The 24,979-nt window shown below is 68.5% G+C and carries 25 protein-coding genes and 1 pseudogene; 14 read left to right on the forward strand and 12 right to left on the reverse strand.

Annotated features, from left to right (window positions below; genetic code table 11):
• Positions 1-66 precede the first annotated feature (66 nt).
• A pseudogene (locus ACYVKR_RS09870) lies at positions 67-891 on the reverse strand (IS5 family transposase); the annotation flags it as partial.
• A 78-nt stretch (positions 892-969) separates the two neighbouring features.
• Between ACYVKR_RS09870 and ACYVKR_RS09875 the strand changes: the two are divergent.
• A complete protein-coding gene (locus ACYVKR_RS09875; protein ID WP_460480693.1) occupies positions 970-1,212 on the forward strand; it encodes a hypothetical protein in 243 nt (80 codons plus the stop codon).
• Positions 1,213-1,290: 78 nt separating this feature from the next.
• Here ACYVKR_RS09875 and ACYVKR_RS09880 read toward each other — a convergent pair whose 3' ends face one another.
• A complete protein-coding gene (locus ACYVKR_RS09880; RefSeq protein WP_460480694.1) occupies positions 1,291-1,722 on the reverse strand; it encodes a hypothetical protein in 432 nt (143 codons plus the stop codon).
• A 99-nt stretch (positions 1,723-1,821) separates the two neighbouring features.
• On the opposite strand from ACYVKR_RS09880, the gene ACYVKR_RS09885 reads away from it, so the two are divergent.
• The 3 genes from ACYVKR_RS09885 to rimO all read left to right on the forward strand — a co-directional run bounded on the left by ACYVKR_RS09885 (position 1,822) and on the right by rimO (position 4,572).
• A complete protein-coding gene (locus tag ACYVKR_RS09885) occupies positions 1,822-2,079 on the forward strand; it encodes a hypothetical protein (protein ID WP_460480695.1) in 258 nt (85 codons plus the stop codon).
• 430 nt (positions 2,080-2,509) lie between these two features.
• Positions 2,510-3,052 (forward strand): polyhydroxyalkanoate synthesis repressor PhaR, encoded by a 543-nt coding sequence (phaR, locus tag ACYVKR_RS09890; protein ID WP_460480696.1) that lies wholly within the window; start codon positions 2,510-2,512, stop codon positions 3,050-3,052.
• A 107-nt stretch (positions 3,053-3,159) separates the two neighbouring features.
• Positions 3,160-4,572: a ribosomal protein S12 methylthiotransferase gene (gene rimO / locus ACYVKR_RS09895; RefSeq protein WP_460480697.1), complete on the forward strand. Its 1,413-nt coding sequence runs from the start codon at positions 3,160-3,162 to the stop codon at positions 4,570-4,572.
• Positions 4,573-4,641: 69 nt separating this feature from the next.
• Here the strand turns inward: rimO and ACYVKR_RS09900 are convergent, their stop codons facing one another.
• The 7 genes from ACYVKR_RS09900 to ACYVKR_RS09930 form a co-directional block, all read right to left on the reverse strand.
• Positions 4,642-5,454 carry a polyphosphate kinase 2 family protein gene (locus ACYVKR_RS09900; protein WP_460480698.1) on the reverse strand — a complete coding sequence of 271 codons (813 nt, stop codon included), beginning with the start codon at positions 5,452-5,454 and terminating at the stop codon, positions 4,642-4,644.
• Positions 5,455-5,489: 35 nt separating this feature from the next.
• Positions 5,490-6,911: an MATE family efflux transporter gene (locus tag ACYVKR_RS09905; protein ID WP_460480699.1), complete on the reverse strand. Its 1,422-nt coding sequence runs from the start codon at positions 6,909-6,911 to the stop codon at positions 5,490-5,492.
• Positions 6,908-7,513, reverse strand: coding sequence for a DUF2239 family protein (locus tag ACYVKR_RS09910; protein ID WP_460480701.1), 606 nt, complete (start codon positions 7,511-7,513; stop codon positions 6,908-6,910). Before ACYVKR_RS09910 ends, ACYVKR_RS09905 begins: the two co-directional genes overlap by 4 nt.
• A gap of 80 nt (positions 7,514-7,593) precedes the next feature.
• Positions 7,594-8,100, reverse strand: coding sequence for a hypothetical protein (locus tag ACYVKR_RS09915; RefSeq protein WP_460480703.1), 507 nt, complete (start codon positions 8,098-8,100; stop codon positions 7,594-7,596).
• A gap of 83 nt (positions 8,101-8,183) precedes the next feature.
• Positions 8,184-8,738, reverse strand: a complete 555-nt coding sequence (gene efp / locus ACYVKR_RS09920; RefSeq protein WP_460480705.1) for an elongation factor P — start codon at positions 8,736-8,738, stop codon at positions 8,184-8,186.
• Between the two features lie 157 nt (positions 8,739-8,895).
• Positions 8,896-10,053, reverse strand: a complete 1,158-nt coding sequence (gene earP, locus ACYVKR_RS09925; protein WP_460480706.1) for an elongation factor P maturation arginine rhamnosyltransferase EarP — start codon at positions 10,051-10,053, stop codon at positions 8,896-8,898.
• Between the two features lie 15 nt (positions 10,054-10,068).
• On the reverse strand, positions 10,069-10,983 hold the full coding sequence (locus ACYVKR_RS09930; RefSeq protein WP_460480994.1) for a LysR family transcriptional regulator: 915 nt from the start codon (positions 10,981-10,983) through the stop codon (positions 10,069-10,071).
• A 144-nt stretch (positions 10,984-11,127) separates the two neighbouring features.
• On the opposite strand from ACYVKR_RS09930, the gene ACYVKR_RS09935 reads away from it, so the two are divergent.
• The 8 genes from ACYVKR_RS09935 to ACYVKR_RS09970 all read left to right on the forward strand — a co-directional run bounded on the left by ACYVKR_RS09935 (position 11,128) and on the right by ACYVKR_RS09970 (position 20,811).
• A complete protein-coding gene (locus tag ACYVKR_RS09935; protein ID WP_460480707.1) occupies positions 11,128-12,360 on the forward strand; it encodes a CaiB/BaiF CoA transferase family protein in 1,233 nt (410 codons plus the stop codon).
• A 27-nt stretch (positions 12,361-12,387) separates the two neighbouring features.
• Entirely contained in the window at positions 12,388-13,422 is a 1,035-nt protein-coding gene (locus ACYVKR_RS09940) for an alpha/beta hydrolase (protein ID WP_460480708.1), read from the forward strand.
• Positions 13,419-14,399 carry a hydroxymethylglutaryl-CoA lyase gene (locus ACYVKR_RS09945; RefSeq protein WP_460480710.1) on the forward strand — a complete coding sequence of 327 codons (981 nt, stop codon included), beginning with the start codon at positions 13,419-13,421 and terminating at the stop codon, positions 14,397-14,399. Before ACYVKR_RS09940 ends, ACYVKR_RS09945 begins: the two co-directional genes overlap by 4 nt.
• A 36-nt stretch (positions 14,400-14,435) precedes the next feature.
• A complete protein-coding gene (locus tag ACYVKR_RS09950; RefSeq protein WP_460480711.1) occupies positions 14,436-15,419 on the forward strand; it encodes a tripartite tricarboxylate transporter substrate binding protein in 984 nt (327 codons plus the stop codon).
• A 32-nt stretch (positions 15,420-15,451) separates the two neighbouring features.
• Complete coding sequence (locus ACYVKR_RS09955) at positions 15,452-16,432, forward strand: Bug family tripartite tricarboxylate transporter substrate binding protein (RefSeq protein ID WP_460480712.1); 981 nt, start codon at positions 15,452-15,454, stop codon at positions 16,430-16,432.
• Between the two features lie 161 nt (positions 16,433-16,593).
• Positions 16,594-17,178, forward strand: a complete 585-nt coding sequence (locus ACYVKR_RS09960) for a phosphatase PAP2 family protein (protein WP_460480713.1) — start codon at positions 16,594-16,596, stop codon at positions 17,176-17,178.
• A 317-nt stretch (positions 17,179-17,495) separates the two neighbouring features.
• Entirely contained in the window at positions 17,496-19,079 is a 1,584-nt protein-coding gene (locus tag ACYVKR_RS09965) for an ArnT family glycosyltransferase (protein WP_460480715.1), read from the forward strand.
• 22 nt (positions 19,080-19,101) lie between these two features.
• Positions 19,102-20,811 (forward strand): phosphoethanolamine transferase, encoded by a 1,710-nt coding sequence (locus ACYVKR_RS09970; protein WP_460480717.1) that lies wholly within the window; start codon positions 19,102-19,104, stop codon positions 20,809-20,811.
• 56 nt (positions 20,812-20,867) lie between these two features.
• On the opposite strand, the gene ACYVKR_RS09975 is transcribed toward ACYVKR_RS09970, so the two are convergent.
• From ACYVKR_RS09975 to ACYVKR_RS09985, 3 genes are all read right to left on the reverse strand, one after another.
• Positions 20,868-21,149: a pentapeptide MXKDX repeat protein gene (locus tag ACYVKR_RS09975; protein ID WP_460480718.1), complete on the reverse strand. Its 282-nt coding sequence runs from the start codon at positions 21,147-21,149 to the stop codon at positions 20,868-20,870.
• Positions 21,150-21,218: 69 nt separating this feature from the next.
• Positions 21,219-22,004: a molybdopterin-binding protein gene (locus ACYVKR_RS09980; protein WP_460480719.1), complete on the reverse strand. Its 786-nt coding sequence runs from the start codon at positions 22,002-22,004 to the stop codon at positions 21,219-21,221.
• Complete coding sequence (locus ACYVKR_RS09985; RefSeq protein ID WP_460480720.1) at positions 22,001-22,648, reverse strand: cytochrome b/b6 domain-containing protein; 648 nt, start codon at positions 22,646-22,648, stop codon at positions 22,001-22,003. The genes ACYVKR_RS09980 and ACYVKR_RS09985 overlap by 4 nt, the downstream gene beginning before the upstream one ends.
• Before the next feature lie 95 nt (positions 22,649-22,743).
• Here ACYVKR_RS09985 and ACYVKR_RS09990 point away from each other — a divergent pair, with 95 nt between their 5' ends.
• Complete coding sequence (locus ACYVKR_RS09990) at positions 22,744-23,454, forward strand: response regulator transcription factor (protein ID WP_460480721.1); 711 nt, start codon at positions 22,744-22,746, stop codon at positions 23,452-23,454.
• Positions 23,451-24,929, forward strand: coding sequence for a sensor histidine kinase (locus tag ACYVKR_RS09995; RefSeq protein ID WP_460480722.1), 1,479 nt, complete (start codon positions 23,451-23,453; stop codon positions 24,927-24,929). The genes ACYVKR_RS09990 and ACYVKR_RS09995 overlap by 4 nt, the downstream gene beginning before the upstream one ends.
• Positions 24,930-24,979: the final 50 nt, after the last annotated feature.

The following is a 24,979-nucleotide window of genomic DNA, read 5'->3' on the forward strand; positions in this document are numbered from 1 at the left end:
CACGTGGGTCAGGTTTGGATGGAAATCCCGGGGGTTACTGGGTCAGTTCTGCGTGGAAATCAACAGCTCCACTTTGGCCCGCACACTGGCCTTCAGGCGCTCGGCCTTCTCCAGCAGTTTGTGCAGCGCCCGATTGGCATCGAGCGCCTTGCGTTTGGCCGGGCGCATGGCCACCTGCCACCTGGCCTTGCACCCTTGCATCTCCTGGCGCTTGTCCACTCCCTGGTAGCCCGCATCACCCCAAGCATGCTTCTCTTTGCCATGCAGCAGGCCTGCTGCCTGCGTCACGTCGTTGACGTTGGCGGCCGTGCCGATGACGGTATGCACCAGTCCTGAGTCGGCATCCACGCCAATGTGCGCCTTCATTCCGAAGTGCCACTGGTTGCCTTTCTTGGTCTGGTGCATCTCGGGGTCTCGCTCACCTTCCTTGTTCTTGGTCGAGCTGGGCGCCGCGATGATGGTGGCATCCACGATGGTGCGGGTCTTGAGCATCAGGCCCTGCTGGGCCAATCCGGTGTTGATGGCAGCCAGCACCTGGGGAGCCAGTTGATGCTTCTCCAGCAGGTGGCGAAAGCGCAGGATGGTGGTCTCATCGGGCATGCGCGCCGCACCATCGAGGCCGGCAAAGCGGCGGTACAGGGGCCGCTCGTGCAATTCTTCTTCCATGGCCGGATCGCTCAGGTTCCACCACAGCTGCAGGCAGTGGATGCGCAGCATGGTCTCGATGGGGAACGGTGGGCGACCACCCAGAGCCTGGTGCGCGCCCCGGGCGAACGGGGCAATGAGGGCCACCAGAGTTGCCCAGGGCACCACCTGGTTCATCTCATCGAGAAAGATCTCCTTGCGGGTCTTCTTGGGCAGTGGGTCCAGGCCCAGGGTGTATTGATCCATGGCGCCATTGTCTTGGATGCTTGGCGCTGGGGAGGATCAGACGGGGAGGTTTTGCAGACCTTCCTTAGGAGAACTTCGATGAATTCACGATTTCCCAGCCGGTGCGGGACGCTATCGCGCGTGCTGATCTCGCTGTTGCTGACCGCCTGCGCCGCGGCGCCGAAGGACGAGCCGCCACCTATCGCGCGCGAGCCGAAGCTAACGCCGCTGCCTGCGGCAATCTCGCAGATCGACTTGAAGCCCTCGACCGCCACATTGTCGAAGGGGGAGAAGTGGTTGCAGGACTCCGAAAGGATCTTGGCCGGCGAGACGCCGAAGTAGTGCTGCTACGCCGGCAGGTGGACATCGAACGCGCGATGAGTGCCGAATAAGAGACTCGGTTACTCAGAAGCTCAAGGTCTATTCATCGTGATCGTCTCGCAACGGTGAAGTATCAAACCTACCGCGCTCTCGAATTGTCCATCCTTCGCCGCGCGCGTCATTGGCATGGGTTCCGAGCGGCGCGGGCTTGCTCACCTTTTTCCGCAACACTGACTGAGCAGTATCCGGCCGCTCGGTGTAGTGGCGGGGGTAGATGCCCACGCCGCCGCACTTGAAGCAACCGTCATTCAAACCATTGCAGGTGCAAGCCTCGGCAATGTAGTAGCCCTGTCGAGAGGTATGCAGCAGAGTGCCTAAGGGGGGGGCGAGGTTGATCTTGCTGCGTGCTGAGTCAATCGCTAACTTCAGGTCGCCGGTTGCGCGCTTGCGGGAATTCCGCAATTTGGCTGCTGTAGACGGATGGGGGACCTTGATGCCTTTAGGGCTGGGCGGTCGTCGTTTCTTCGCCAAATTGCCTCCTACGTTTTTCTTTCGAACATGCTACTGCTTTCTGCCACGCACCAATCCCTAGCGAACGGATGCTGTTTTTTTATACAGTATTATTCCGACATGACGACCGAACAAACCAAAATCATTGAGTCAATGAAGGATCAGATCGAAGTGCTGACGCATGCCGTGAAATGCCTCTGCACCCAGCAAGGCGGCCGACTGACGCGCCAGCAAATGGCCGACCGCCTGGGTATCCACCGCAACACCCTGAGCAACATGCTGGCACGCGACCGATCTATGCCTCGCCCAGGGAAAGAGGGAAAGTGGCTTCTGGCGGACGTAATTGATTGGGAGTTGCGGAAACGGCGGATGGCCTAGACAGGACGGCCGGCTGGATCAGGCAGTCCGCGATCTGCTCAACGGTGGGGTTGTAGGAGATCATGGCCCGCTTGGGGGGATCTTGCAAGATCCAGAATTTCCGCAGTTTCCTGGTCTTGGTGTCGTGGGAGATTTCCGCGGGAGATTTGCGAGGATTTTTGGGGAATCCTGGGGAATAGGTTTGGCGGGTGCACTTGGAAGCCACTGATTTTCCATACAGGTCCACTTGGTTCGAGTCCAATTGCGCCTACCAAATACCAAAAGCGTTCGCTATTCCGTAGCGAACGCTTTTTGCTTTGGGGCCTGCATGGCCTGGCGCCGTCAGGGTAAATGCTGCGCTGCGGCAGGACGTCCGTTACTACAATGAATGCAGGCTTGGCGGTCGCTGCCGCCTGGGTACGAGCATTCTCAACTTGTCAGGAGTCACCGCGTGTCGGAGAACCAAGCAACGGGCGCTGCCGCGTCTGCGGAACGAGTCATCAAGAAATATCCCAATCGCCGTCTGTACGACACGCAGACCTCGGCCTACATCACGCTGGCCGAAGTCAAGGCGCTGGTGATGCAGAGCGAGCCCATTGCCGTGCGGGACGCGAAGACGGGCGAAGACCTCACGCGCAGCATCCTGCTGCAGATCATCCTCGAAGAGGAGGCCGGCGGCGCGCCCATGTTCTCCGAGGCCATGCTGGCCAACATCATCCGCTACTACGGCCATGCGATGCAGGGCTTCATGGGCTCGTACCTGGAACGCAATGTGCAGGCCTTCACCGAGATGCAGAACCGCTTTGCCGAGCAGATGCAGGGCATGACGCCCGAGACCTGGCGCAAGATGATGGGCGTGCAGGGGTTTGGCGACGTGGCCACGATGGCCGGTAGCTACCAGGAGCAGTCCAAGCAGATGTTCACCCAGATGCAGGAGCAGATGCAGAAGCAGACCGAACAGATGCTGGGCGCCTTCGGCATCAAGAAGCCCTGAGCTTCGCCCGCCATCTCCCGCCAAGGCGCACCCCGGTGCGCCTTTTCTTTGGGGCGAATGCCCCGCGCATGGCGGCCGGTGCGCCGACCTGCGAAAATATCGCCCCTATGAGCGATACGATCACCACCCTCCCATCCCCCGCCGATGCCGCCAAAGCCCCCAAAGTGGGCTTCGTGTCGCTGGGATGCCCTAAAGCCCTCACCGACTCCGAGCTGATCCTGACCCAGCTCAGCGCCGAGGGCTACCAGACCTCCAAGACCTTCGAGGGTGCGGACCTGGTGATCGTCAACACCTGCGGCTTCATCGACGATGCGGTCAAGGAGAGCCTGGACACCATTGGCGAGGCGCTGGCCGAGAACGGCAAGGTGATCGTCACCGGCTGCCTGGGTGCCAAGGCGGCCAGCGACGGCGGCAACCTGGTCAAGGAGATCCACCCCAGCGTGCTGGCGGTGACCGGCCCGCATGCCACGCAGGAGGTGATGGACGCGGTGCACACGCACCTGCCCAAGCCGCACGACCCCTTCATCGACCTGGTGCCGGGCGCCTTCGGCGAGGCGGGCATCAAGCTCACGCCCAAGCACTATGCCTATCTGAAGATCAGCGAGGGCTGCAACCACCGCTGCACCTTCTGCATCATTCCGTCGATGCGCGGCGACCTGGTGTCGCGCCCGATTGGCGATGTGCTCAAGGAAGCCAAGGCGCTGTTCGAAGGCGGCGTCAAGGAGTTGCTGGTCATCAGCCAGGACACCTCGGCCTACGGCGTGGACGTGAAGTACCGCACGGGCTTCTGGGATGGCAAGCCCGTCAAGACCCGCATGCTGGAACTGGTGCAGGCGCTGGGCGAACTGGCCCGCGCGCACGGCGCCTGGGTGCGCCTGCACTATGTGTACCCGTATCCGAGCGTGGACGAGGTGATCCCGCTGATGGCCCAGGGCCTGGTGCTGCCGTACCTGGACGTGCCTTTCCAGCACAGCCACCCCGACGTGCTCAAGCGCATGAAGCGGCCGGCCAACGGCGAGAAGAACCTGGAGCGCATCCAGCGCTGGCGCGAGCTGTGCCCCGACCTGGTGATCCGCAGCACCTTCATCGCCGGCTTCCCGGGCGAGACCGAGGAGGAATTCGCGCACCTGCTCGACTTCATCCGCGAGGCGCAGATCGACCGCGCCGGCTGCTTTGCCTACAGCGATGTGGAGGGCGCTGCCGCTAACGAGCTGCCCGGCATGCTGCCGGTGGAGCTGCGCGAAGAGCGCCGCGCGCGCTTCATGGCCGTGGCCGAGGAGGTCTCCACCCAGCGCCTGCAGCGCCGCGTGGGTGCGACCATGCAGGTGCTGGTGGACAAGGCCGTGGCGCTGGGCAAGAAGGGCGGCGTGGGCCGTAGCTATGCCGATGCGCCCGAGATCGACGGCCTGGTGCACCTGCTGCCGCCCGAGAAGATCAGCAAGACCTACAAGGTCGGCGACCTGATCCGCGCCCGCGTGGTGCGCACGCAGGGCCACGACCTGGTGGCGCTGCCGATCTGATTGCTATATAAAAAATAGCTTCTAGCGCTTGCTGGTATTGCGCTAGAGGCTGTTTTTGCTTGAAATCCCTTAGTCGACCTTCAGGCCCTTCAGCTCAGGCTGGTCCACCGGGTACTGCGGGTTCATGCCGCGCAGCACCTGGTTCAGCAGGGTGTTGACCATCAGGTTGCGGTGCAGCTTGCTGTCGGCCGGCACCACGTACCAGGGCGCATGCCGGGTCGAGGTGGCGTTCAGCAGGTTCTCATAGGCCTGCTGGTAGTCGCTCCAGCGCTTGCGCACCTCGAGGTCGGCCAGGTCGAACTTCCAGCGCTTCTCGGGCGTGTCGATGCGGTCCTGCAGGCGGCTGCGCTGCTCGTCCTTGCTGATGTGCAGCATGCACTTGACGACGGCCGTGCCGTTCTCGACCAGCAGGCGCTCGAAGTCGTTGATCTGCGCATAGCGCTGGCGCGTGGTGGCGTCGTCGATCCAGCCGTTGACCACCGGCACCAGCACATCCTCGTAGTGGCTGCGGTTCCACACGCCGATCTCGCCGCGCGCCGGCACTACCGCGTGGCAGCGCCACAGGTAGTCGTGCGACAGCTCTTCCTTGCTCGGGCTCTTGAAGGTGGCCACGCGGATGCCCAGCGGGCTGGTGCAGGCGAACACGCCGCGCACCGTGCCGTCCTTGCCGCTGCCGTCCGTGCCCTGCAGCACCAGCAGCACCGAGCGCCGGGCCTCGCCCTGCAGCGCGCGCTGCAGCCGGGCCAGGGTGTGGTTGAGCTTGTCCAACTCGTCCTTCTGGTCCTTGCGGTCGCCGCTGGCAAATGGTGTGGCAGCCGGATCGGCGTCCTTCAGCTGGAATTTGCCCGAGGCGGGCACCCGGTAGTCTTTGAGGTTGGGCATGGACGATGTCGCAGGATGGATCAGGAAGACGATTTTTACACCATCCGGCGGATGGGCTTGTGCTTCCACACCCGGTGGTAGTACGCCGCCTGCAGCGCCAGCGTGATGGTGTAGGACAGCGGAAACGCCATCCACACGCCCGTCAGCCCGAAGTGGCGGCTCAGCAGCCAGGCCAGCGGCAGCTCGAGCACGGCCAGCACGGCGATGGTGATGCCGGTGGGCACCAGCACGTCGCCGCTGGCACGCATCACCGCCGACAGCGCCACGAAGCAGCCGAAGATCAGCCCGCTCCACAAGATGATGTGCAACAGGTGCACGGCGGTGTCCACGACCTGCGCATCGGCGATGAACAGGCCCAGCAGCGGCCGCGCCAGCACGCTGCCGATCAGCGCCAGCGAGCCACCAATGAGCAGGTTCATGCGGATGGCCGTGGCCGCGATGGCGCCCAGGCGCTCCGCATGGCCGGCGCCGATGGCCTGCGCGCCCAGGATGGACGCGGTGATCGCCACCGAGACGATGGGGAACTGCGCGAAAGCATTGATCTGGTTGACCGCGCCATAGGCAGCCGTGGCGTTGGAGCCGAAGCCGTTGACCAGCGACACCACCACCAGCGCCGCCAGCGAAGACGCCACCATCTGCACGCCGGTGGGAATGCCCATGCGCAGGATGGCCTGGAACAGCTGCGGGTCGATGCGCAGCGCGCGCCACAGCGCCCGGTTGGGGGCGAGCGGGCTGCCGATGCGGCGCAGCCGCCAGCCCAGCCACAGCAGGGCCAAGGTGAAGCCGAGGATCATCGACACGCCGGCGCTCATCACGCCCAGGCGCGGCAGGCCGCCCCAGCCGGCGATGAGGGCGGGCGTGGCCAGCAGGCCTACGCCGGTGGACACCACCAGCGACCACATCGGCGACACCGTATCGCCCACGCCGCGCAGCATCGAGGTGGCGAGCAGGAAGACGAACAGCCCCGGCATGCCCAGCAGCACCACGCGCGAGTAGGTGGTGGCGGTCTCCAGGATGTCGGGCGGCGTGCCCAGCAGGCGCATCAGCGGCGCGGCGAACAGGCCGCCGAACAGCGCCACCAGGGCGCCGAAGATCAGGCCCACCGCCAGGCTGGTGCCGGCCAGCGCGCGCACCTTGTCGGGTTGGCGCGCGCCCCAGGCCTGGCCGATCAGCACCGAGGTGCCGGCGCCCAGGCCGATCATGAAGGCGATGAACAAAAACATCACCGGAAAGAACGCCGCCACCGCGGCCAGCGCCTGCACGCCGATCATGTGGCCGAGGAAGGCGGCATTGACCGTGCCCGACAGCGACTGCAGCAGGTTGGACAGGATCATGGGCCCGAGAAAGCCCAGGAACACGCGCCACAGTACCGGCTGGCCGGCAGTGGCCGCGCCGGCCGGGCGCGCCGGGCGCGCCGGGGCGCCGCCGGGGGCGGCGAGGGGCGGATCGGATTTCATGAGGCGGACGGCTCGGATTGCCACACCGGCTGGCTGAGCCGGTGCAGGTAGGCCAGCACGTCGCCGGGCCAGCTCTGGGTGTGCAGCACGAAGGGCTGGTACTGGCGCGCGAACAGGGCGCGGCAGGCTTCCTCGAAGCCGGGCAGGTCGCCCGCCATCTCGTTCATGAAGCGGTAGCTGGCCTCGGTGGCGGCGCGCAGCGCGTCCTGCGCGGCGCTGGCATTGCGGGCGTCGTCGATCAGGCGGCGCAGCGTGCCGGAGGCGCCGCCGGGCTGGCGGCCCAGCCACTCCCAGTGCCGTGGCAGCAGCGTCACCTCGCGCGAGATCACGCCCAGCTTGGGCCGGCCCACCGAGCGCGCCTTGGCGGGCGAGGCCTGCTCGGGCGCTGCTGCCGGATCGGGCGCGGCCGGGGCCAGTTCGCGGCGCCAGTCCAGGTCCAGCCGCAGGCCGGTCTGGTCGTCGAACACCCACAGCGGCGCCGAGGCACCGCCCTGCGTGGCGATGTCGTGGTGCTGCAGATACTGCAGCACGGCCTGGCGGTCGCCCTGCAGCAGGCGGTGCCGACCCTGGAAGATGGTGTATTGGGGGGAGTTGTCGCTCATGATGTCGCTTATATTACCTGGGTTAAATTGTGCATGTCAATTTAATCAGGGTAAATTAATGTGAGCGACGGCTGCAGGTGTCAGCGCCGGATCCACTGCCAGGCGTGGTGCACCAGGCGCAGGGCCGAGCGGTTGAGCACCCGCACGATGCGCCAGGGCCGGCTGTTGCGGATGGCGCCCAGCACGCCGTCCTTCCACTGCACCCAGCGCGGGTACCAGCGGGCGAACCAGGGCAGGCGCATCAGCGTGGGCTGCACCAGCTGGAACAGCCGCGCCACCAGGGCCGTGCCCAGCAGCTTGGCGCCCACCAGGGCCGACATGCCGAGCAGCACATGGCCGTGGCCGATCAGCAGCAAGAGCAGCAGCTTGACCGGCAGCAGCAGCAGGGCTGGCGCAGCGAACAGCGCCAGCGCCGCCCAGGGCGGCTGCCGCTGTATCCAGGCTTCGAGCCGACCCCACAGCGGCAGGCGGGCGAGCTGCTGGGCCAGGCGCTGCAGCGGCTCCCAGCCCCATTCCTCGAACAGCAGCAGCGGCGCGAGAACGAGGGCGGCCGCGGTGTGCAGCAATTTGCGGAGCCAGGTCTTCATGCGCTGCATATGGCGCCGCACGGGCAAGAAAAAAGGCCCTGCGCCGTGGAACGCAGAGCCTTTTTGCCGCGAGGGCCGAGGGATTACACGCGCTTGCGGTATTCGCCGGTGCGGGTGTCGATTTCGACCTTGTCTTCCTGGGCCACGAACAGCGGCACGGACACTTCGAAGCCCGTGGCGATCTTGGCGGGCTTGAGCACCTTGCCGGACGTGTCGCCCTTGACGGCGGGTTCGGTCCAGGTGATCTCGCGCACCACGGTGGTGGGCAGTTCGACCGAGATGGCCTTGCCGTCGTAGAACACCACTTCGGCGGTCATGCCGTCTTCCAGGTAGTTGATGGCGTCGCCCATGTTCTCGGCTTCGACTTCGTACTGGTTGAACTCGGGGTCCATCCAGACGTACATCGGGTCGGCGAAGTACGAGTAGGTGCAGTCCTTCTTGTCGAGGATCACGTTGTCGATCTTGTCGTCGGCCTTGAACACGTTTTCGGTGCCGAAGTTGCCGATCAGGCTCTTGAGCTTCATGCGCACGGTGGCGGCGCCGCGGCCGCCGCGGGCGTATTCGGTCTTCAGGACGACCATCGGGTCCTTGCCGTGCATGATGACGTTGCCGGCGCGAATTTCTTGAGCGATTTTCATAGCAGATTTGCCTGTGGTGGAGCCGCTCGATCTTGCGGCCGATCTTGCAGCCGATGTCGCAGCTTTGAGCGCTTTACCAGGGTTGGTTCCCAGGCTTGGTGCCCGGGCCTGCCGCCGGCACGGTGCCGAGGCCGCAAAAAGCGCAAAGACCGCGATTTTAACCTTTTTCGGCGGCGAATGTCAGCAGCTGGCTGGCCAGGTCGGTCTGCGCCAGCAGCCGCGCACGGGCCTGGAGCACGCAGTCGCGCCATTCCGCCAGCAGCGCCGGGGTCAGCGCGGGCCAGTCGTCGTCGGCACCGGGCAGGCCGTTCCAGCGCAGGTGGGCCTGGCGCAGGCTGGCCGGGGCATCGAGCCAGTCGAGGAAGGCGAGCAGCTTGTCGTGGTGGGCGTCGTCGTGCTGCGGGTAGATGTGCCAGACCAGCGGCTGCCCGGCCCAGAGCGCGCGTACCAGCGAGTCCTCGCCGCGCACGAAGTTCAGGTCGCTGGCCCAGAGCAGCTCGTCGAAGGCGGGCTGGGGCAGCAATGGCAAAAACTGTAGCTGCTCGCGCTTGATAGGTAAGGATTCTGAAGCATTTTGTATTTGAGTGGCTTGTGCATCAAGCGCTGGAAGCTCCTGCTTCAGGAGCGACTGCACGGCCGCCGTGGCGCGCCCGGCCGTCACCGCAAGCGCCAGCGGCAGCGGCGATGCAGCCAGCGACCGCCACCACGCGGCCAGCCCGGGTGGCTCGTAGCAGAACAGCGAGACCTGGGTGGCAGCGGACGGCAGGCCGTGCCGGGCGCGCCAGTCTGCGCGGTCGAAAGCGGCCTGGCGCGCGGGCAGGCCGGCCTCGCGCAGCAGGCCGCCGGTGTCGGGCGTGAAGCCGGGGTAGAAGAACCAGCGCGTCCAGCCCGCGGCCGGGCCGCTGGCCAGCAGCGAGGGCAGGCGGTGGCTGCGCGCCACATAGGCTTCGGCCGACAGGTATTCGAGGTTGATCCAGGCCGGCTGGCGCGGCCCGGCCTGGCGCACCAGCTCCGTGAGATAGGCGTCGGGCGGCTCGCAGCCGAAGGCCTCGACCAGCACCTGCGGCGGCGCGGCGGCGAGCAGCGCGTGGGTGCCGGCATCCAGCACCTCGGGCCAGGGCAGGACCTGCACGTTGGCGGGGCGTTCGGGTGCCATCCACGCGAGGGCGCTGGCGTCGTCCACCCACAGCCGCACGGTTTCGCCGCGCGCCGCGAGCTGGCTGGCCAGGCGCCAGCAGACGCCGATGTCGCCGAAGTTGTCGATCACCTGGCAGAAGACGTCCCAGATGCGGGGGGGAAAGGGATGGGAAGGCATGGTCGGAACAGGGATTCAGTCGGCGGCCGAGGCATCGTCGGCCGCGCGCAGGTGGTTGAACAGCAGGCGGCCGGCGCTCGACAGCGATTCGACGGAGCGCACGCACAGCGCCAGCTGGCGCCGGGCCCAGGGCTCGCGCAGCGGCCGCACCACCACCGGCAGGCTGCCCTGGTAGAGCGCGGCGCTGCCGCGCGGCAGCACGCCTATGCCCATGCCGGCGGCCACCATCAGGCACTGCGCATCGTAGCTGGTGACTTCCATGCGCATGCGCACCGACTGCCCCACGGCGTTGGCCGCCTGCTGCAGCAAATGGTTCATCGCGCTGCCGGGGTGCAGGCCGATGAAGTCGTGCTCCAGCACCTCGGCCAGCGCAAAGCCGTCCGGCGCGGGCTGCCGCGCCAGCGCGTGGTCGGCCGGCATGATGAGCACCAGCTCGTCGCGCCGGTAGGCAAACTGCTGCACACCGGGGCCGTAGTGGCCGGCGTTGAGGATGCCGATATCGGCGGCGTTGTCGGCCACCTGGCGCGCGACCGCGGTGCTGATCTGCTCCTGCAGCCGGATGTCCACCTGCGGGTAGCGCTGCAGAAACTGCTGCAGCTCGGCGGGCAGGAACTGGGTGATGGCTGAGATGTTGGCCGCGATGCGCACCTGGCCGCGCATGCCGCTGCCGTAGTCGCGCATCTGCTGTGCGATGCCGTCCATCTGGTCCAGCACGCCGCGGGCCAGGTTCTGCAGCGCGAAGGCCGCGGCCGTGGGCTCCATGCCGCGGTTGCTGCGGGTGAACAGGCTGACCTTGAGCTGCTGCTCCAGCTCGGCCAGGCGCCGACTGGCGGCGCTGGGCGCGATGTGCTCGCGCTGCGCCGCGCGGGCGATAGCGTTCTCTTCCATCACGGCGAGGAAGAGGCGCAGCGACAGCGGATCGAGCTTCATGGCGGGGTGGGGCGTGGCCATCGCATATTGCGATGGTGAAATGCCGTAATAGCGTTTTGCGCAGAATCGGTAAGCGGTCAATATTGTCGTATGGTTCCGCCATGCCGAAAAGGGATGGCAGACCGCAATGACGAAGGAGACCGGATGACAAGCAACACACACAGCGGCGCAGCGCCCGCTCCCATGGCCCTGCAGGGCGTCAAGGTGGTGGAGATGGGGCAACTGATCGCTGGGCCGTTCTGCGGCAAGACGCTGGGCGAGTTCGGCGCCGAGGTCATCAAGATCGAGCCGCCGGGCGCGGGCGATCCGCTGCGCAACTGGCGGTTGCTCCAGCACGGCACCTCGGTGTGGTGGCAGGTGCAGTCGCGCAACAAGAAGTCGGTGGCGCTGGACCTGCGCCAGAAGGAGGCGCAGGACATCGCCCGCCGCCTGATCGCCGAGGCCGACGTGCTGGTCGAGAACTTCCGCCCCGGCACGCTCGAGGGCTGGGGCATGTCGCCCGAGGAGCTGCATGCGCTCAACCCCGGCCTGGTCATGCTGCGCATCTCGGGCTACGGCCAGACCGGGCCGTACCGCGATCTGCCCGGCTTTGGCGTGATCGGCGAGGCCATGGGCGGCCTGCGCCACCTGACGGCCGAGCCCGGCCGCGTGCCGGTGCGCGTGGGCGTGTCCATAGGCGACACGCTGGCCGCGCTGCACGGCGTGATCGGCGTGATGATGGCGCTATACCACCGCAAGGTGAATGGCGGCGCCGGCCAGGTGATCGACGTGGCGCTGCACGAGGCCGTGTTCAACGTGATGGAGAGCCTGCTGCCCGAGTACAGCGCCTTCGGCGCGATCCGCGAGGCCGCGGGCAGCGCGCTGCCGGGCATCGCGCCGTCCAACGCCTACCCCTGCCAGGACGGCTGGGTGCTGGTGGCCGGCAATGGCGACTCCATCTTCAAGCGGCTGATGGCGGCCATCGGCCGGTCCGACCTGGAACACGACGCCGGACTGGGCGACAACGCCGGCCGCGTGGCGCGCATCACCGAGATCGACGCGGCCATCGCCGACTGGACACGCACGCGCACCGTGCAGGCCGTGATGGACAGCCTGGCCGCCGCGCGCGTGCCGGCCGGCAAGGTCTACACGGCGCGCGACATCGCCGAGGACCCGCACTACCGTGCGCGCGGCATGATCCTGACCCAGCACACGCGCGACGGCGACCGCCTCGAGGTGCCGGGCATCGTGCCCAAGCTCTCGGCCACGCCGGGCACGGTGCGCAGCAGCGCGCCGCATGTGGGCGACGACACCGGCTCCGTGCTGCGGGGCATGGGCCTGAGCGAGGCGCAGATCGCCGAGCTGCGCGCGCGCGGCATCGTGGCCGGCGCGCTCTGACACCAGAACCACCAAGGAGACAACACCATGCACCAGAGGATTCGCCATGCACTGGCGGCCTGCGCCGCCGCCTGCCTGCTGGCCGGCTGCGCCGGCGGCGATGGCCTGCGCGTCAAGGAAGTGGGCAGCTTCCATGTGGGCGGGCGCAGCGCCACGCTGTCGGGCCTGCCCGAGCGCGAGATGCGCTACAGCCCGGGTTCGCCGCCGGTCAAGCTCAACCCCAACGGCGACTTTGCGGTGGAGCAGATGTATGCCCGCTACACGCGGCTGGCCGAGCCCCGTGGCCAGGTGCCGCTGCTGCTGTGGCACGGCGGCGGCCTGTCGGGCGTGACCTTCGAGACCAAGCCGGACGGCCAGCCGGGCTGGGAGATGTATTTCCTGCGCGCGGGCTGGGACGTGTACGTGAGCGACGCGGTCGAGCGCGGCCGCGCCTCGTGGGCGCGCTACCCCGAGATCTTCAAGACCGAGCCGGTGTTCCGCACGGCCAAGGAGGCCTGGGAGCTGTTCCGCTTTGGCAAGACCTACGACAGCGATCCGGCCAGGCGCGTGGCGCTGCCGGGCACGCAGTTCCCGGTGCAGAGCTTTGCGCAGTTCACCAAGCAAAGCGTGCCGCGCTGGGCCAGCAACGACGCGGCCACGCAGGCCGCCTACGACCAGTACGTGGAGCAGGTCTGCCCCTGCGTGATCGTGGTGCACAGCCAGGGCGGCAACTTCGCCTTCCAGGCGGCGCTGCGGCACCCCGACAAGGTCAAGGCCATCGTCGCGGTGGAGACCAGCGGCTCGCCCGATCCGGCCAGCACCGACTTCGCGCGGCTCAAGGACGTGCCCATGCTGTGGGTCTGGGGCGACTACCTGGACGACTACCCGTTCTGGCAGGCGATCTTCCAGCGCCAGGAGGCGTTTCGCCAGGGGCTGGTGCGCGCCGGCGGCCGCGGCGACGTGATCGTGCTGCCGCAGCAGGGCATCCGCGGCAACAGCCACATGCTGATGATGGACCGCAACTCCGACCAGGTGGCGGCGCTGGTCCAGCAGTGGCTCGCGGCCCAGGGACTGGTGCGATGAACGCGCAGCACAACCCCTGGCACGGCGCGGGCCGCCGCATCCACATCAACGAGGTCGGCACGCGCGACGGGCTGCAGATGGAGCCGGTCTTCGTGCCCACGGACGAGAAGATCGCGCTGGTCGATGCGCTGTCTCGCACCGGGCTGGCGAAGATCGAGGTCACGGCCTTCGTCTCGCCCAGCGCCATCCCCGCGCTGCGCGATGCCGAGATCGTGATGCGCGAGATCGAGCGCCGCCCCGGCGTGGTCTACACCGCGCTGGTGCCCAACGTGCGCGGCGCCGAGCGGGCCATCGAGGCGCAGACCGACGAGCTGAACCTGGTGATGTCCGCCAGCGCCACGCACAACCTGGCCAACCTGCGCATGACGCAGGAGCAGTCGTTCGCCGCGCTGGCCCAGGTGGTGCGCACCGCGCAGCAGGCCCAGGTGCCGGTGAACGTGTCGCTGTCCTGCGTGTTCGGCTGCCCCATGGAGGGCGACGTGGCCGAGGCCGCCGTGTGGGGCTGGGTGCAGCGCTTTGCCGACCTGGGCGTGGACGGCATCACGCTGTGCGACACCACCGGCATGGCCTACCCGCCGCAGGTGCATGCGCTGGTGCGGCAGGCGCTGGCGCGCTGGCCGCAGCTGGCCTTCACGCTGCACTTCCACAACACGCGCGGCATGGGCCTGGGCAATGTGCTCGCGGCCATCGATGCGGGCGCGCGGCAGCTCGACACCTCGCTCGGCGGCCTGGGCGGCTGCCCCTATGCGCCCGGCGCCACCGGCAACGTCTGCAGCGAAGAGGTCGTGCATGCGTTGCAGCTGATGGGCTTCGACACCGGTGTGGACCTGGAGGCGCTGCTGGCCGCGGCCCGGCGCCTGCCCGGCCTGATCGGGCACGAGATTCCCGGCCAGATCGCCAAGGCCGGGCGGCGCGAGGACCTGCATGCGCCGCCAGCCGATTTCGAGGCCATCCGCGAACGGGCGCTGGCCCGCTGAGCGCACTGTTGCACGCAAGAAAAGAAAGGAACGACGATGACGGAGACCAACATGCAATGGAGCCGGCGCCAGCTGCTGGCGCTGTCCGGCCTGGCCCTGGGGGGCATGGCCTGGGCGCAGGACAAATACCCCGCCAGGCCCATCACGCTGGTGGTGCCGCAGACGGCCGGCGGCGCCAACGACGCGATAGCGCGCGTGCTGGCGCAGCGGCTGTCCGAGCAGCTGGGCCAGTCGGTGGTGGTCGACAACCGGCCCGGCGCCGGCGGCACGCTGGGCACGGCCTACACGGCCAAGGCTCGCGCCGACGGCTACACGCTGCTGTTGACGGCCGACAGCGCTCAGGTGGTGAGCCCGGCCTTGTACAAGGCGCCGGGCTTCGATGCGGTCAAGGACTTCGAGCCCATCGCACCCATCGCCACGGCCGGCTATGTGCTGGTGGCGAATCCCTCGTTCCCGGCCAGCACCATGGCCGAGCTGATCGCGCTGGCCAAGGCCCATCCGGGGCAGTACGCGATCGCATCGGCGGGCAACGGCACGCTGAACCATTTGATCGGCGAGCTGCTGCAAAAGGACGCCGGCATCCGCCTCACGCATGTGCCCTACAAGGGCTCGGCGGCAGCGGCCACCGACGTGGCCGGGGGCCAGGTGCAGCTGTCGGTGCAGAGCCTGCCGTCGGTCATCGCGTTCATCCAGTCGGGCAAGCTCAAGGTGCTCGGCGTGGTCAACGCCAGGCGCGTGGCCGCCTTGCCCGGCGTGCCCACCATAGCCGAAACCCTGCCGGGCTTCGGCCAGGCGCCCTGGTATGCGCTGTTCGCGCCGGCCGGCACGCCGGGCGCCATCGTGCAGGCGCTGAACGCCCAGGTGAACCAGGCGCTGCGCCACCGTGACCTGCAGGACAAGCTGGCCGCCGTGGGCTGCGAGCCTTCCGGCGGCACGCCGGCGCAACTGGCCGCGCTGGTGAAGGACGACCTGGCGAAATGGAGCCGCCTGGTCAAGGAGACCGGCGCGACGCTGGGCTGAAGCAGGCAACAACCATCAGGAGACAAGCAAACATGTTCAAGGCAATGCAACAACCCTGGCGCCGCGCGGCGCTGGCTGTGCTGGTGGCGGGTGCCGCTGCGCAGGCCGGGGCGGCGGGCTACCCGGACCGTCCCCTCACGCTGATCGTGCCGGCCGCCGCCGGCGGCACCACCGACCTGGCGGCCCGCATGGTGTCGCAGGCGCTGGCGCCGGTGATCGGCCAGTCGGTGGTGGTGGACAACAAGGCCGGTGGCAACGGCAACGTGGCGGCCACCCAGGTCAAGCGTGCCGAGCCGGACGGCTACACGCTGCTGATGCAGTACTCGGGCTACCACGTGATCTCGCCGCACCTGGCCCAGCAGAGCGCCTGGGCGCTGAGCGACTTCCAGCCGGTGGCCAATGTGCTGTCGGCGCCGCAGATCATCGTGGTGCGCGCGGGCCTGCCGGTCAGGACGCTGGCCGAGCTGGTGGCCTATGCCAAGGAGCACCCGGGCAAGCTGAACTACGCCTCGTCGGGCAGCGGCTCGCTGCAGCATGTGACCGGCGCGGTGCTGGAGCAGCAGGCGGGCATCCGCATGGTGCACGTGCCGTACAAGGGCACCGGCCCGGCGCTGCAGGACCTGCTGGGCGGGCAGGTGGACCTGACCTTCGGCACCGCGCCGCCGTTCATCCCGCACATCCACAGCGGCAAGCTGCGCGTGCTGGCGGTCACCGGCAAGCAGCGCCTGGCCAGCCTGCCCGACGTGCCGACCACGGCCGAGGCGGGTTACCCCAAGGTGGACGCGACCTCGTGGTTCGCGCTGTTCGCGCCGGCCAAGGTGCCCCAGCCGGTCATCGACAAGCTGGTGGCGGACGTGCGCAAGGTGGTCAGCGACCCGGCTTTCCAGAAGAAGGCGCAGGAGCAGGGCGCAACGGCCGACTTCCAGAGCCCGGCCGAGCTGGGCGCCCAGGTGCGGCGCGACTATGCCCAATGGGGCGAGGTGGTGAAGGCCGCCAACATCCAGGCGGAGTGAGGGGCGGCGAAAGAAAAAAATGGCGCAACTGTCATCGAAACTTAAGTAAAAGCTAAGGCAAGCTCCCGGATACTGGCGCCCGTCGAAGTCCAGTATTCCGGTGGTGGGGCGCCTGTCCCCGCAAGGTCCGGTCTGACTCGGCTTTAAAAAAAGCTGCATTGATGGACCATTTCAACCAACAGATGTTTGCCTGGCTCGCGGCGGGCTACGAGCCCCATGCGGTGCTGCTGGCGCTGTCGCGCCTGCTGGCCGATGGCGGCGGGTGGCTGGCCTTTGCCGGCGTGGCCTGGGTGGCCTGGCGCAAGCCATCGCAGTTCGGCTACCTGCTGTGCGCCGTGGCCGTTGCCGGCCTCGCGGCCCTGGCAGCCCACGTGCTGGCGGCCTTCATCAACCATCCCCGGCCGTTCATGGTGGGCCTGAGCCCCGCCTATGTCTCGCACGCGGCGCGGGGCTCGCTGCCCAGCGCGCATGCCACGGTGCTGTGGACCCTGGCCTGCATCTGCCTGCAGCGCCTGAACCTGCTGCGCCTGGGGCTGTGGGTCAGCGCCTGCGCGCTGGCCACCTGCTGGGCGCGCATCTACGCCGGCATCCATTTTCCGCTCGACATTCTGGCCGGCATGGGGCTGGGTGCCACCCTGGCCGTGGCCTTCGGCGTGGCGCGGCTGGTAGTGCTGCGCGGCCTGGCCCTGCTGCGGTCGGCGGTGGGCCATCCCCCGGCATCGGGCCTGCGCACGCTTGGCTCCTGAATGCAGGTTGCCTTCCGCCGGGCGCCCCGGCGACCTTGTTCCTTAGAGCGTGTTATGCACTTTTACGTGCCCGCGAAAGCCGGGGAAAGGCCCGGCAACGCGACGCAGGCCGCGCCGCGGTTCGCACACCGCCAGCGGACTGCAACAAAGTGGCCGGGCCTTTCCCCGGCTTTCCCTTCGGGTTGGCCCGCAGGCCGGCGCTCGCGGCGTTGCAGCGCTTGCCAAGACCACCAGTCTTGGCTGCGCACTGCGCCTTGCGATCATCCGGCCTGCGGGCCAACGCGGGTACGTAAAAGTGCATAACACGCTCTAGCTCTATGAATCTTTCCTATTCCAGCCGCGGCACGCTGGCAGGCGGACACGCGTCGCGCGCCGACTGGCATCCGCTGGCGCTCTCGCTGCCCCTGGTGCTGCTGCTCAGCCTGGCCTGGCTGGCGGCGCTGGCCTGGGTGCGGCCGCTGAGCAACCCCGACGAAGGGCGCTACGTGGGCGTGGCCCTGGACATGCTGCGCACCGGTGACTGGCTCACGCCCCGGCTGGCCGGCATGCCGTTCTTCCACAAGCCGCCGCTGTTCTACTGGATCTGCGCCGCGGGCCTGAAGCTCTTCGGCGTGCACGAATGGGTCGGGCGCCTGCCTTCGCTGCTGGGTGCCAGCATGGCGGCCACCGGCGTCTACGGCTTTCTGCGGGCGTTCGCCACGGAGCGCCTGGCGCGCCTGGCCTGGCTGGTGCTGCTGACCACGCCGCTGTTCTACCTGGGGGCGCAGTACGCCAACATGGACATGCTGGTGGCCGGCTGCATGGCAGTGACCGTGCTGCTGGGCGCGGCGGCCGCGCTGCGCCACCACGAGGGCCTGCCCTGGCGCGGCCTGCTGGCCGGCGCCTATGCGTTCGCGGGCGTCACCTTCCTGGCCAAGGGGCTGATCGGCTTCGTGCTGCCGGTGGCCGTGCTGGTGCTGTGGAGCGCCTGGGGCCGGCGCTGGAGGCAGTTGCAGCTGCTGCTCTGGAGTCCCGGCTGGGTGGTGGCGCTGGCGGTGGTCGGGCCGTGGATGTGGGTGATGCAGCGGCACTACCCACAGTTCTGGGATTACTTCATCGTCACCCAGCACTTTCGCCGCTTCACGCAGAGCAGCTTCAACAACCACCAGCCGCTGTGGTTCTACCCCGGCGTCATCCTGATCGCCTGCCTGCCGTGGACGGTGCTGCTGGTCAGCCGCAGGCTCGCGGGCGCGCGCCGCCTGCCGGCGCTGAACCCGGTCGACCGGCTGATGGTGGTGTGGGCCGTGGTGGTCGTGGGCTTCTTCTCGCTGCCGCAAAGCAAGCTGGTGGGCTATATACTCCCGGCGCTGCCGCCGCTGGCCTACCTGCTGGCGCGCCTGGCCCTGTGGCGCTTTGCGCAGCCGCAGCAGGCCGGCGTGCTGCGCCGCTGGGTGGCCGGGGCGGCCTTCGTGTGCGCGGCGCTGGCTGTGGTGCTGGGGACGGTGGCCGCGCCGCAGTCCACGCTGCTGCGGCCGCTGCGCCAGTTCGCGGTGCAGCCCGAGGACAAGCTGGTCATGCTGGACGGCATGGCCTACGGCCTGCCGTTCTACCTGCGCGTGCATGGCGAGCCCTACATCTATTCGCAATGGAACGATCCCGACATCGCCCGCAAGGACAACTGGAAGAAGGAGCTGTCCGATGCCGCCGGCTTTGCCGCGCCGGAGCAGGCGGCGCACCTGATCGGCTATGCGCGGCTGCGCGAGCTGGTGTGCAGCGAGGAGGGCATCTGGGTGGCTGCGAGCGGCCAGGACTACGTGCTCCAGGTGCCCGAGCTGGCCGCCCTCAAACCGGTGTTCCGCACTGGCGACATCTCGGTATGGCACGCGCCGCAAGGCCAGGTGCTGGTGCATACCTGCCCGTGAGGACCTGACGATGTTCCAGGGCATGCAATGGAGTGGAATGGCCCGCGGTGCGCGCAGCCGGGGCGAGGCCCAGTTGCGCGCAGGGCCGGCCGTCCCGCGCTGGCGCGCCGTGGTGGCGATCAGCCTGTGGCTGGCGGTGTTCTCCAACGTGGCGCTGTGGCAGCGCATCGCTGGCCTGCCGCAATGGACCGGCGTGCAGAGCCTGGCGCTGGGGCTGGGCATGGCCGGCATGATCGCGGGCGCGATGGTCGCCATCCTCGCGCTGCTGGCCTGGGGGCGCGCGGCCAAGCCGGTGCTGCTGCTGTCGGTGTGGGTGGCGGCGTTCGCGGCTTACTTCATGCTCACCTACGGCATAGCGATAGACACCGTGATGCTCATCAACGTGCTGCAGACCGATGTGCGCGAGTCGGCGGACCTGCTGCACTGGCGCATGGCGCTGATCGTCGGCGTGCTGGCCCTGCCGCCCACCTGGTGGCTGCTGCGCATCCGGCTGGCGCCCGCCAAGGGCCTGCGCCAGGTGGCGCGCGGCGCGGGGCTGGCGCTGGCCGGCGTGCTGCTGGCGCTGGCGGCGGGGCTGCTGGCCTTCCAGCCGCTGTCCAGCGCCATGCGCAACCACAAGCAGCTGCGCTACATGATGAACCCGCTGGCCACGCTCTATGCGGCCGGCGATCTCGCGGCGATCAAGCTGCGCCATCCGGACACCAGCCTGCACCCCATCGCCGAGGATGCCGCGCCGGGGGCCAGCTATGCCCGGCAGTCCGCACCGCCGCTCGTGGTGCTGGTGGTGGGTGAGACGGGCCGCGCCGGCAATTTCGGCGTCGACGGCTATGCCCGGCCCACCACGCCGATGCTGTCGGCGCGCAGCGACCTGGTCGTGGCGCGCAACGCCTGGTCCTGCGGCACCAGCACGGCGGTGTCGCTGCCCTGCATGTTCTCGCACCTGGGCCGCGCCGAGTACGACGACAGCAAGCGCTACGAGAGCCTGCTCGACGTGCTGCAGCGCGCCGGCCTGGCGGTGCTGTGGGTGGACAACCAGGCGGGCTGCAAGGGCGTGTGCGACCGCGTCCACTCGGCCAAGACTTCCGACACCGCCGCCGACCATCCCGGACTGTGCGCCGACGGCGAATGCCTGGACATGGTGCTGCTCGAGAACCTGGACGAGCGCATCGCCGCGCTGCCGCGCGAGCAGCGCGAGCGCGGCGTGGTGCTGGTGCTGCACCAGATGGGCAGCCACGGGCCGGCGTACTACAAGCGCTCGCCGCCGCAGGACAAGAAATTCCTGCCCGAGTGCGCGAGCAATGCTCTGCAGTCCTGCAGCCGGCAGGAGCTGGTCAACGCCTACGACAACAGCATCGTCGCCACCGACCGCATGCTGGGCGGGCTGATCGAGTGGCTGGCGAAGGCGCGCGCGCAGCAGCCCACGGCCATGATGTACGTGGCGGACCACGGCGAGTCGCTGGGCGAGAACAACATCTACCTGCACGGCCTGCCGTACTCGGTGGCGCCTGACGTGCAGAAGCACATCCCCTGGATCACCTGGCTGTCGCCCGCGATGCAGCAGCGCATGGGTGCAGACCTGGCCTGCCTGCAGGGCTCGCTGGCGCAGCAGCGCATCTCGCACGACAACTACTTCCATTCCGTGCTGGGCCTGGCCGATGTGCGCACCCGGCTCTACCAGCCGGCGCTGGACATCTTTGCGCGCTGCGAAAACCGGGATATGCAAAAAAGATAGCTGAACCCGCTTGTGCAGCAAGCGGTTTCAGCTATTTTCATCAAAAAAGGTGCGGCTTACTTCATGCCGTCCTTGGCCATGCCGTCCTTCTTCATGGCGTCCTTGGACATCGCGTCCTTGCCCATGGCATCCTTCTTCATGCCGTCCTTGCCCATGGCGTCTTTGCCCATGGTGTCCTTGGCCATGGAATCCTTGCCCATGGCGTCCTTCTTCATGCCATCCTTGGCCATGCCCATCTGGTCCTTGCCCATGGCGTCCTTCTTCATGTCGTCGGCAAAGGCCGAGGCGCTGCCCAGGGCCACGCAGGCTGCCAGGAGGCTGGCGGTGAATCGGTTCATGGTGATCTCCTTGCTTGAGGTTGCGAAAAAGGCGCGCTGCGCCGAAGCTTCAGGGCAGCCGAGCGGCGCTCAGCTGCCACCGAACCAGTTGTAGCCCTGGTCTTCCCAGTAGCCGCCGGAATAGGTGTTGCTCACGAAGAGGGCCTGGATGTGCTTGGGGTTCTTGTAGCCCAGCTTGGTGGGCATGCGCAGCTTCATCGGAAAGCCGTACTTCGGCGGCAGCGGCCCGTCGTCCCAGCTCAGCGCCAGCAGCGTCTGCGGGTGCAGGGCCGTGGCCATGTCGATGCTGGTGTAGTAGTCGTCCGCGCACTTGAAGCCCACGTAGCGCGCGCCCAGGTCGGCGCCCACGCGGCGCAGAAAATCCGAGAAGCGCACGCCGCTCCATTTGCCGATGGCGCTCCAGCCCTCCACGCAGATGTGGCGCGTGACCTGGCTGTGCTGCGGCAGCGCGCGCAGCTCGGCGAGCGTCCAGCGGTGGCGGTCCGCCACCAGGCCGGTGACTTCGAGCGCGAAGTCCTGCTCGCGCACCACGCGCACCTCGTCCTCGCCGTAGTAGGCGTTGAACGGGAAGGGGCGGGTGATCATCGAGTCGGGGTAGGTGGGCGCGAGGCGGTTCGGGTCGAACAGCCGGGCCTGCACCTCGTCGTTGAAGCGCGAGATGCGCTGCAGCGCGGCCTCGACGCCCGCGTTGTCGCTGAGGCTGCAGCCGCTCAGCAGGCCGAGCCCGCCGAGCGTCAGGCCGCGGCGCAGGAAGTCGCGCCGCGCGGGCTGCGGCAGGCGCGGGGCCAGCACGCGGCGCGCCTCGGCCAGGATGGCGTTGCGCTGACTGTCGAGCCAGGAGGAGGGGGACTTCATGGCGCTTCCTTTCCGGCCCGGGGCTGGGCCGCGCGGCCCGAGAGCATGGTCAGCAGCGAGCGTGGCACTAGCGCCACCATGGCCAGGTGCAGCGCGACGAAGGCCACCAGCAGCGCCATGGCCGCGAAATGCACCCGACGCGCGCCTTCGTAGCCGCCCATCAGCTCGCGCAGCAGCGGAAACTGCACCGACTTCCACAGCACCAGGCCCGACAGCACCAGCAGCACCAGGTCGGCGACCGCGAACAGGTAGGCCAGGCGCTGCACCTGGTTGTAGTGGCGCAGGTCGGCGTGCGACAGCCGGCCGTGCAGCGCGGCTTGCGCATCGCGCCAGACGCCGCCCGGCGTGAGCGGCAGGAAGCGCCGCGCCATGCGGCCGGACAGCAGGTTCAGTGCCAGGTAGGCCAGGCCGTTGAGCGCCAGCAACCACATCGCGGCAAAGTGCCACTGCAGCGCGCCGCCCAGCCAGCCGCCCAAGGTGAGGGCGTTCGGAAAGCGCCAGCCGAACAGCGGCGAGGCGTTGTAGATGCGCCAGCCGCTGGCCACCATCAGCAGCACGGCGAGCGCGTTGGTCCAGTGGGCCACGCGCAGCCACAGCGGCTGGATCGGCGGCTCGGGCGGGGTGGGGCGGGTTGCGGAGGACATGGCTGCATTGTGGAAAGCAGCCGGTCCCGAAGTCCTCACCAAGAGTTCAAAAAATCGTGATACCTGGCCGCGGGCCGCTGCGGGACAATGGCGCCATGAATCCGAGCAAACGCGTACTGATCGTCGAGGACGATGCCCACATCGCCGAGCTGCTGCGCATGCACCTGCGCGACGAAGGCTATGCGGTGGAACACGTCGCCGACGGCCATGCCGGCATGCGCGCGGTGGAGCAGGGCGGCTGGGACGCGCTGGTGCTCGACCTGATGCTGCCCGGCGTGGACGGGCTGGAGATCTGCCGGCGCGTGCGCGCCATGACGCACTACACGCCCATCATCATCACCAGCGCCCGCTCCAGCGAGGTGCACCGCATCCTGGGCCTGGAGCTGGGGGCAGACGACTACCTGGCCAAGCCCTTCTCGATGCTGGAGCTGGTGGCCCGCGTGCGCGCGCTGCTGCGCCGCAGCGACGCGCTGGCGCGCAACGCCCAGCTCGACGCCGGCGTGCTGGCGCTGGGCGGGCTGTCCATCGACCCGCTGGCGCGCGAGGTGCAGATCGACGGCCGGCGCATCGAGCTGACGCCGCGCGAGTTCGACCTGCTGCACTTCTTCGCGCGGCACCCCGGCAAGGTGTTCTCGCGGCTCGACCTGCTCAACCAGGTCTGGGGCTACCAGCACGACGGCTACGAGCACACCGTCAACACCCACATCAACCGGCTGCGCATGAAGATCGAGGCCGACCCGGCCGAGCCCCGGCGCATCCTCACCGTCTGGGGCCGCGGCTACAAGCTGGCGGAGGCCGCGCCATGATCGCGCGCCTGTCACTGTCGCAGCGTTTGTCGCTGGTCTTCGCCGCGCTGCTGCTGGCCTGCTGCGGCATATCGGTCGCGCTGCAGATGCGGGCCAGCGAGCGCCACGAGCAGGAGGTGGTGCAGCGCCTGTCCGGCGGCCTGGCCGCGCACATCGCCGGCTACCCGGCGCTGATGCAGCCGCAGGGCCTGAACGCCGGCGCGGTGCGCGAGCTGTTCGACAAGCTGATGGCGGTGAACCCCAGCGTCGAGGTCTACCTGCTCGACGCCGATGGCCGCATCGCCGCGCATGCGGCGCCTCCCGGCCATGTGAAGCGCGAGCGCGTGGACCTGGCGCCGGTGCGCCAGCTGCTGCAGGGCGCCATGCTGCCGGTGCTGGGCGACGATCCGCGCAGCGTGGGTGGCCGCAAGGTCTTCAGCGCCGCGCCGCTGCAGTCGCAGGGCCGGGACGCGGGCTATGTCTACGTGATCCTGCAGGGCGAGGACCGCGAGACCCTGGCCGCCAGCCTGGGCGCCAGCAGCGCGCTGCGCACGCTGCTGTGGTCCACGGCGCTGGTGGCGCTGCTCGGCCTGGTGGCGGGGCTGGTGGCCTTCCGCCTCATCACGCGGCCGCTGCGCGCGCTGACCGCGGCGGTGCGCAGCCTGGAGCCCGACGGCATCGAGGCCGCCTGGCCGCAGGCCGAGCCGCTGCTGGAGCGTGCCGGCCGGGGCGGCGGCGAGATCGGCGAGCTGGCCCAGTCCTTCGCGCGGCTGGCGCGGCGCACGGCCGAGCAGTGGCAGGCGCTGCGCGCGCAGGACCAGCAGCGGCGCGAGCTGTTCGCCAACCTCTCGCACGACCTGCGCACGCCGCTGACCTCGCTGCACGGCTATCTTGAGACCTTGCGCATGAAGGCCGACCTGCTCGCGCCCGACGAGCGCCGCCGCTACCTCGACATCGCGCTGGACCAGAGCCGCAAGGTGGGCCGGCTGGCGCAGGAGCTGTTCGAGCTGGCGCGGCTGGAGTACGGCGTGGTCAAGCCCGAGCTGGAGCGCTTCGGCCTGCCCGACCTGGTGCAGGACGTGTTCCAGAAGTTCGAGCTGGCGGCCGAGGCGCGCCGCCAACGCTTGGTGGCCGACATCGCGCCCGGCCTGCCGGCCGTCACCGCCGACGTGGCGATGCTCGAGCGCGTGCTGGTCAACCTGCTCGACAACGCGGTGCGCAGCACGCCCGAGGGCGGCGAGATCGTGGTGCAGCTGCGCGCCAGCGGCGGCGGCGTGCAGGTGACGGTGAGCGACACCGGGCCGGGCGTTCCTGCCGCGCTGCGGGCCGGGCTGTTCGAGCGCCCGGCGTTCACCGGGCTGGCCGCGCCGGCGGGCGGGCGCAGCGGCGGCCTGGGGCTGATGATCGTGCACCGCATCCTGCAGCTGCACGGCAGCCGCATCGAGCTGCTGCAGCAGCCGCAGCGCGGCGCGGTGTTCCGCTTCGCGCTGGGTTGATGCTATTCAATAAATAGCTGCTTGCGCTTGCTGGATGAGCGCTGGAGGCC

This window comes from Comamonas humi (assembly GCF_054782535.1).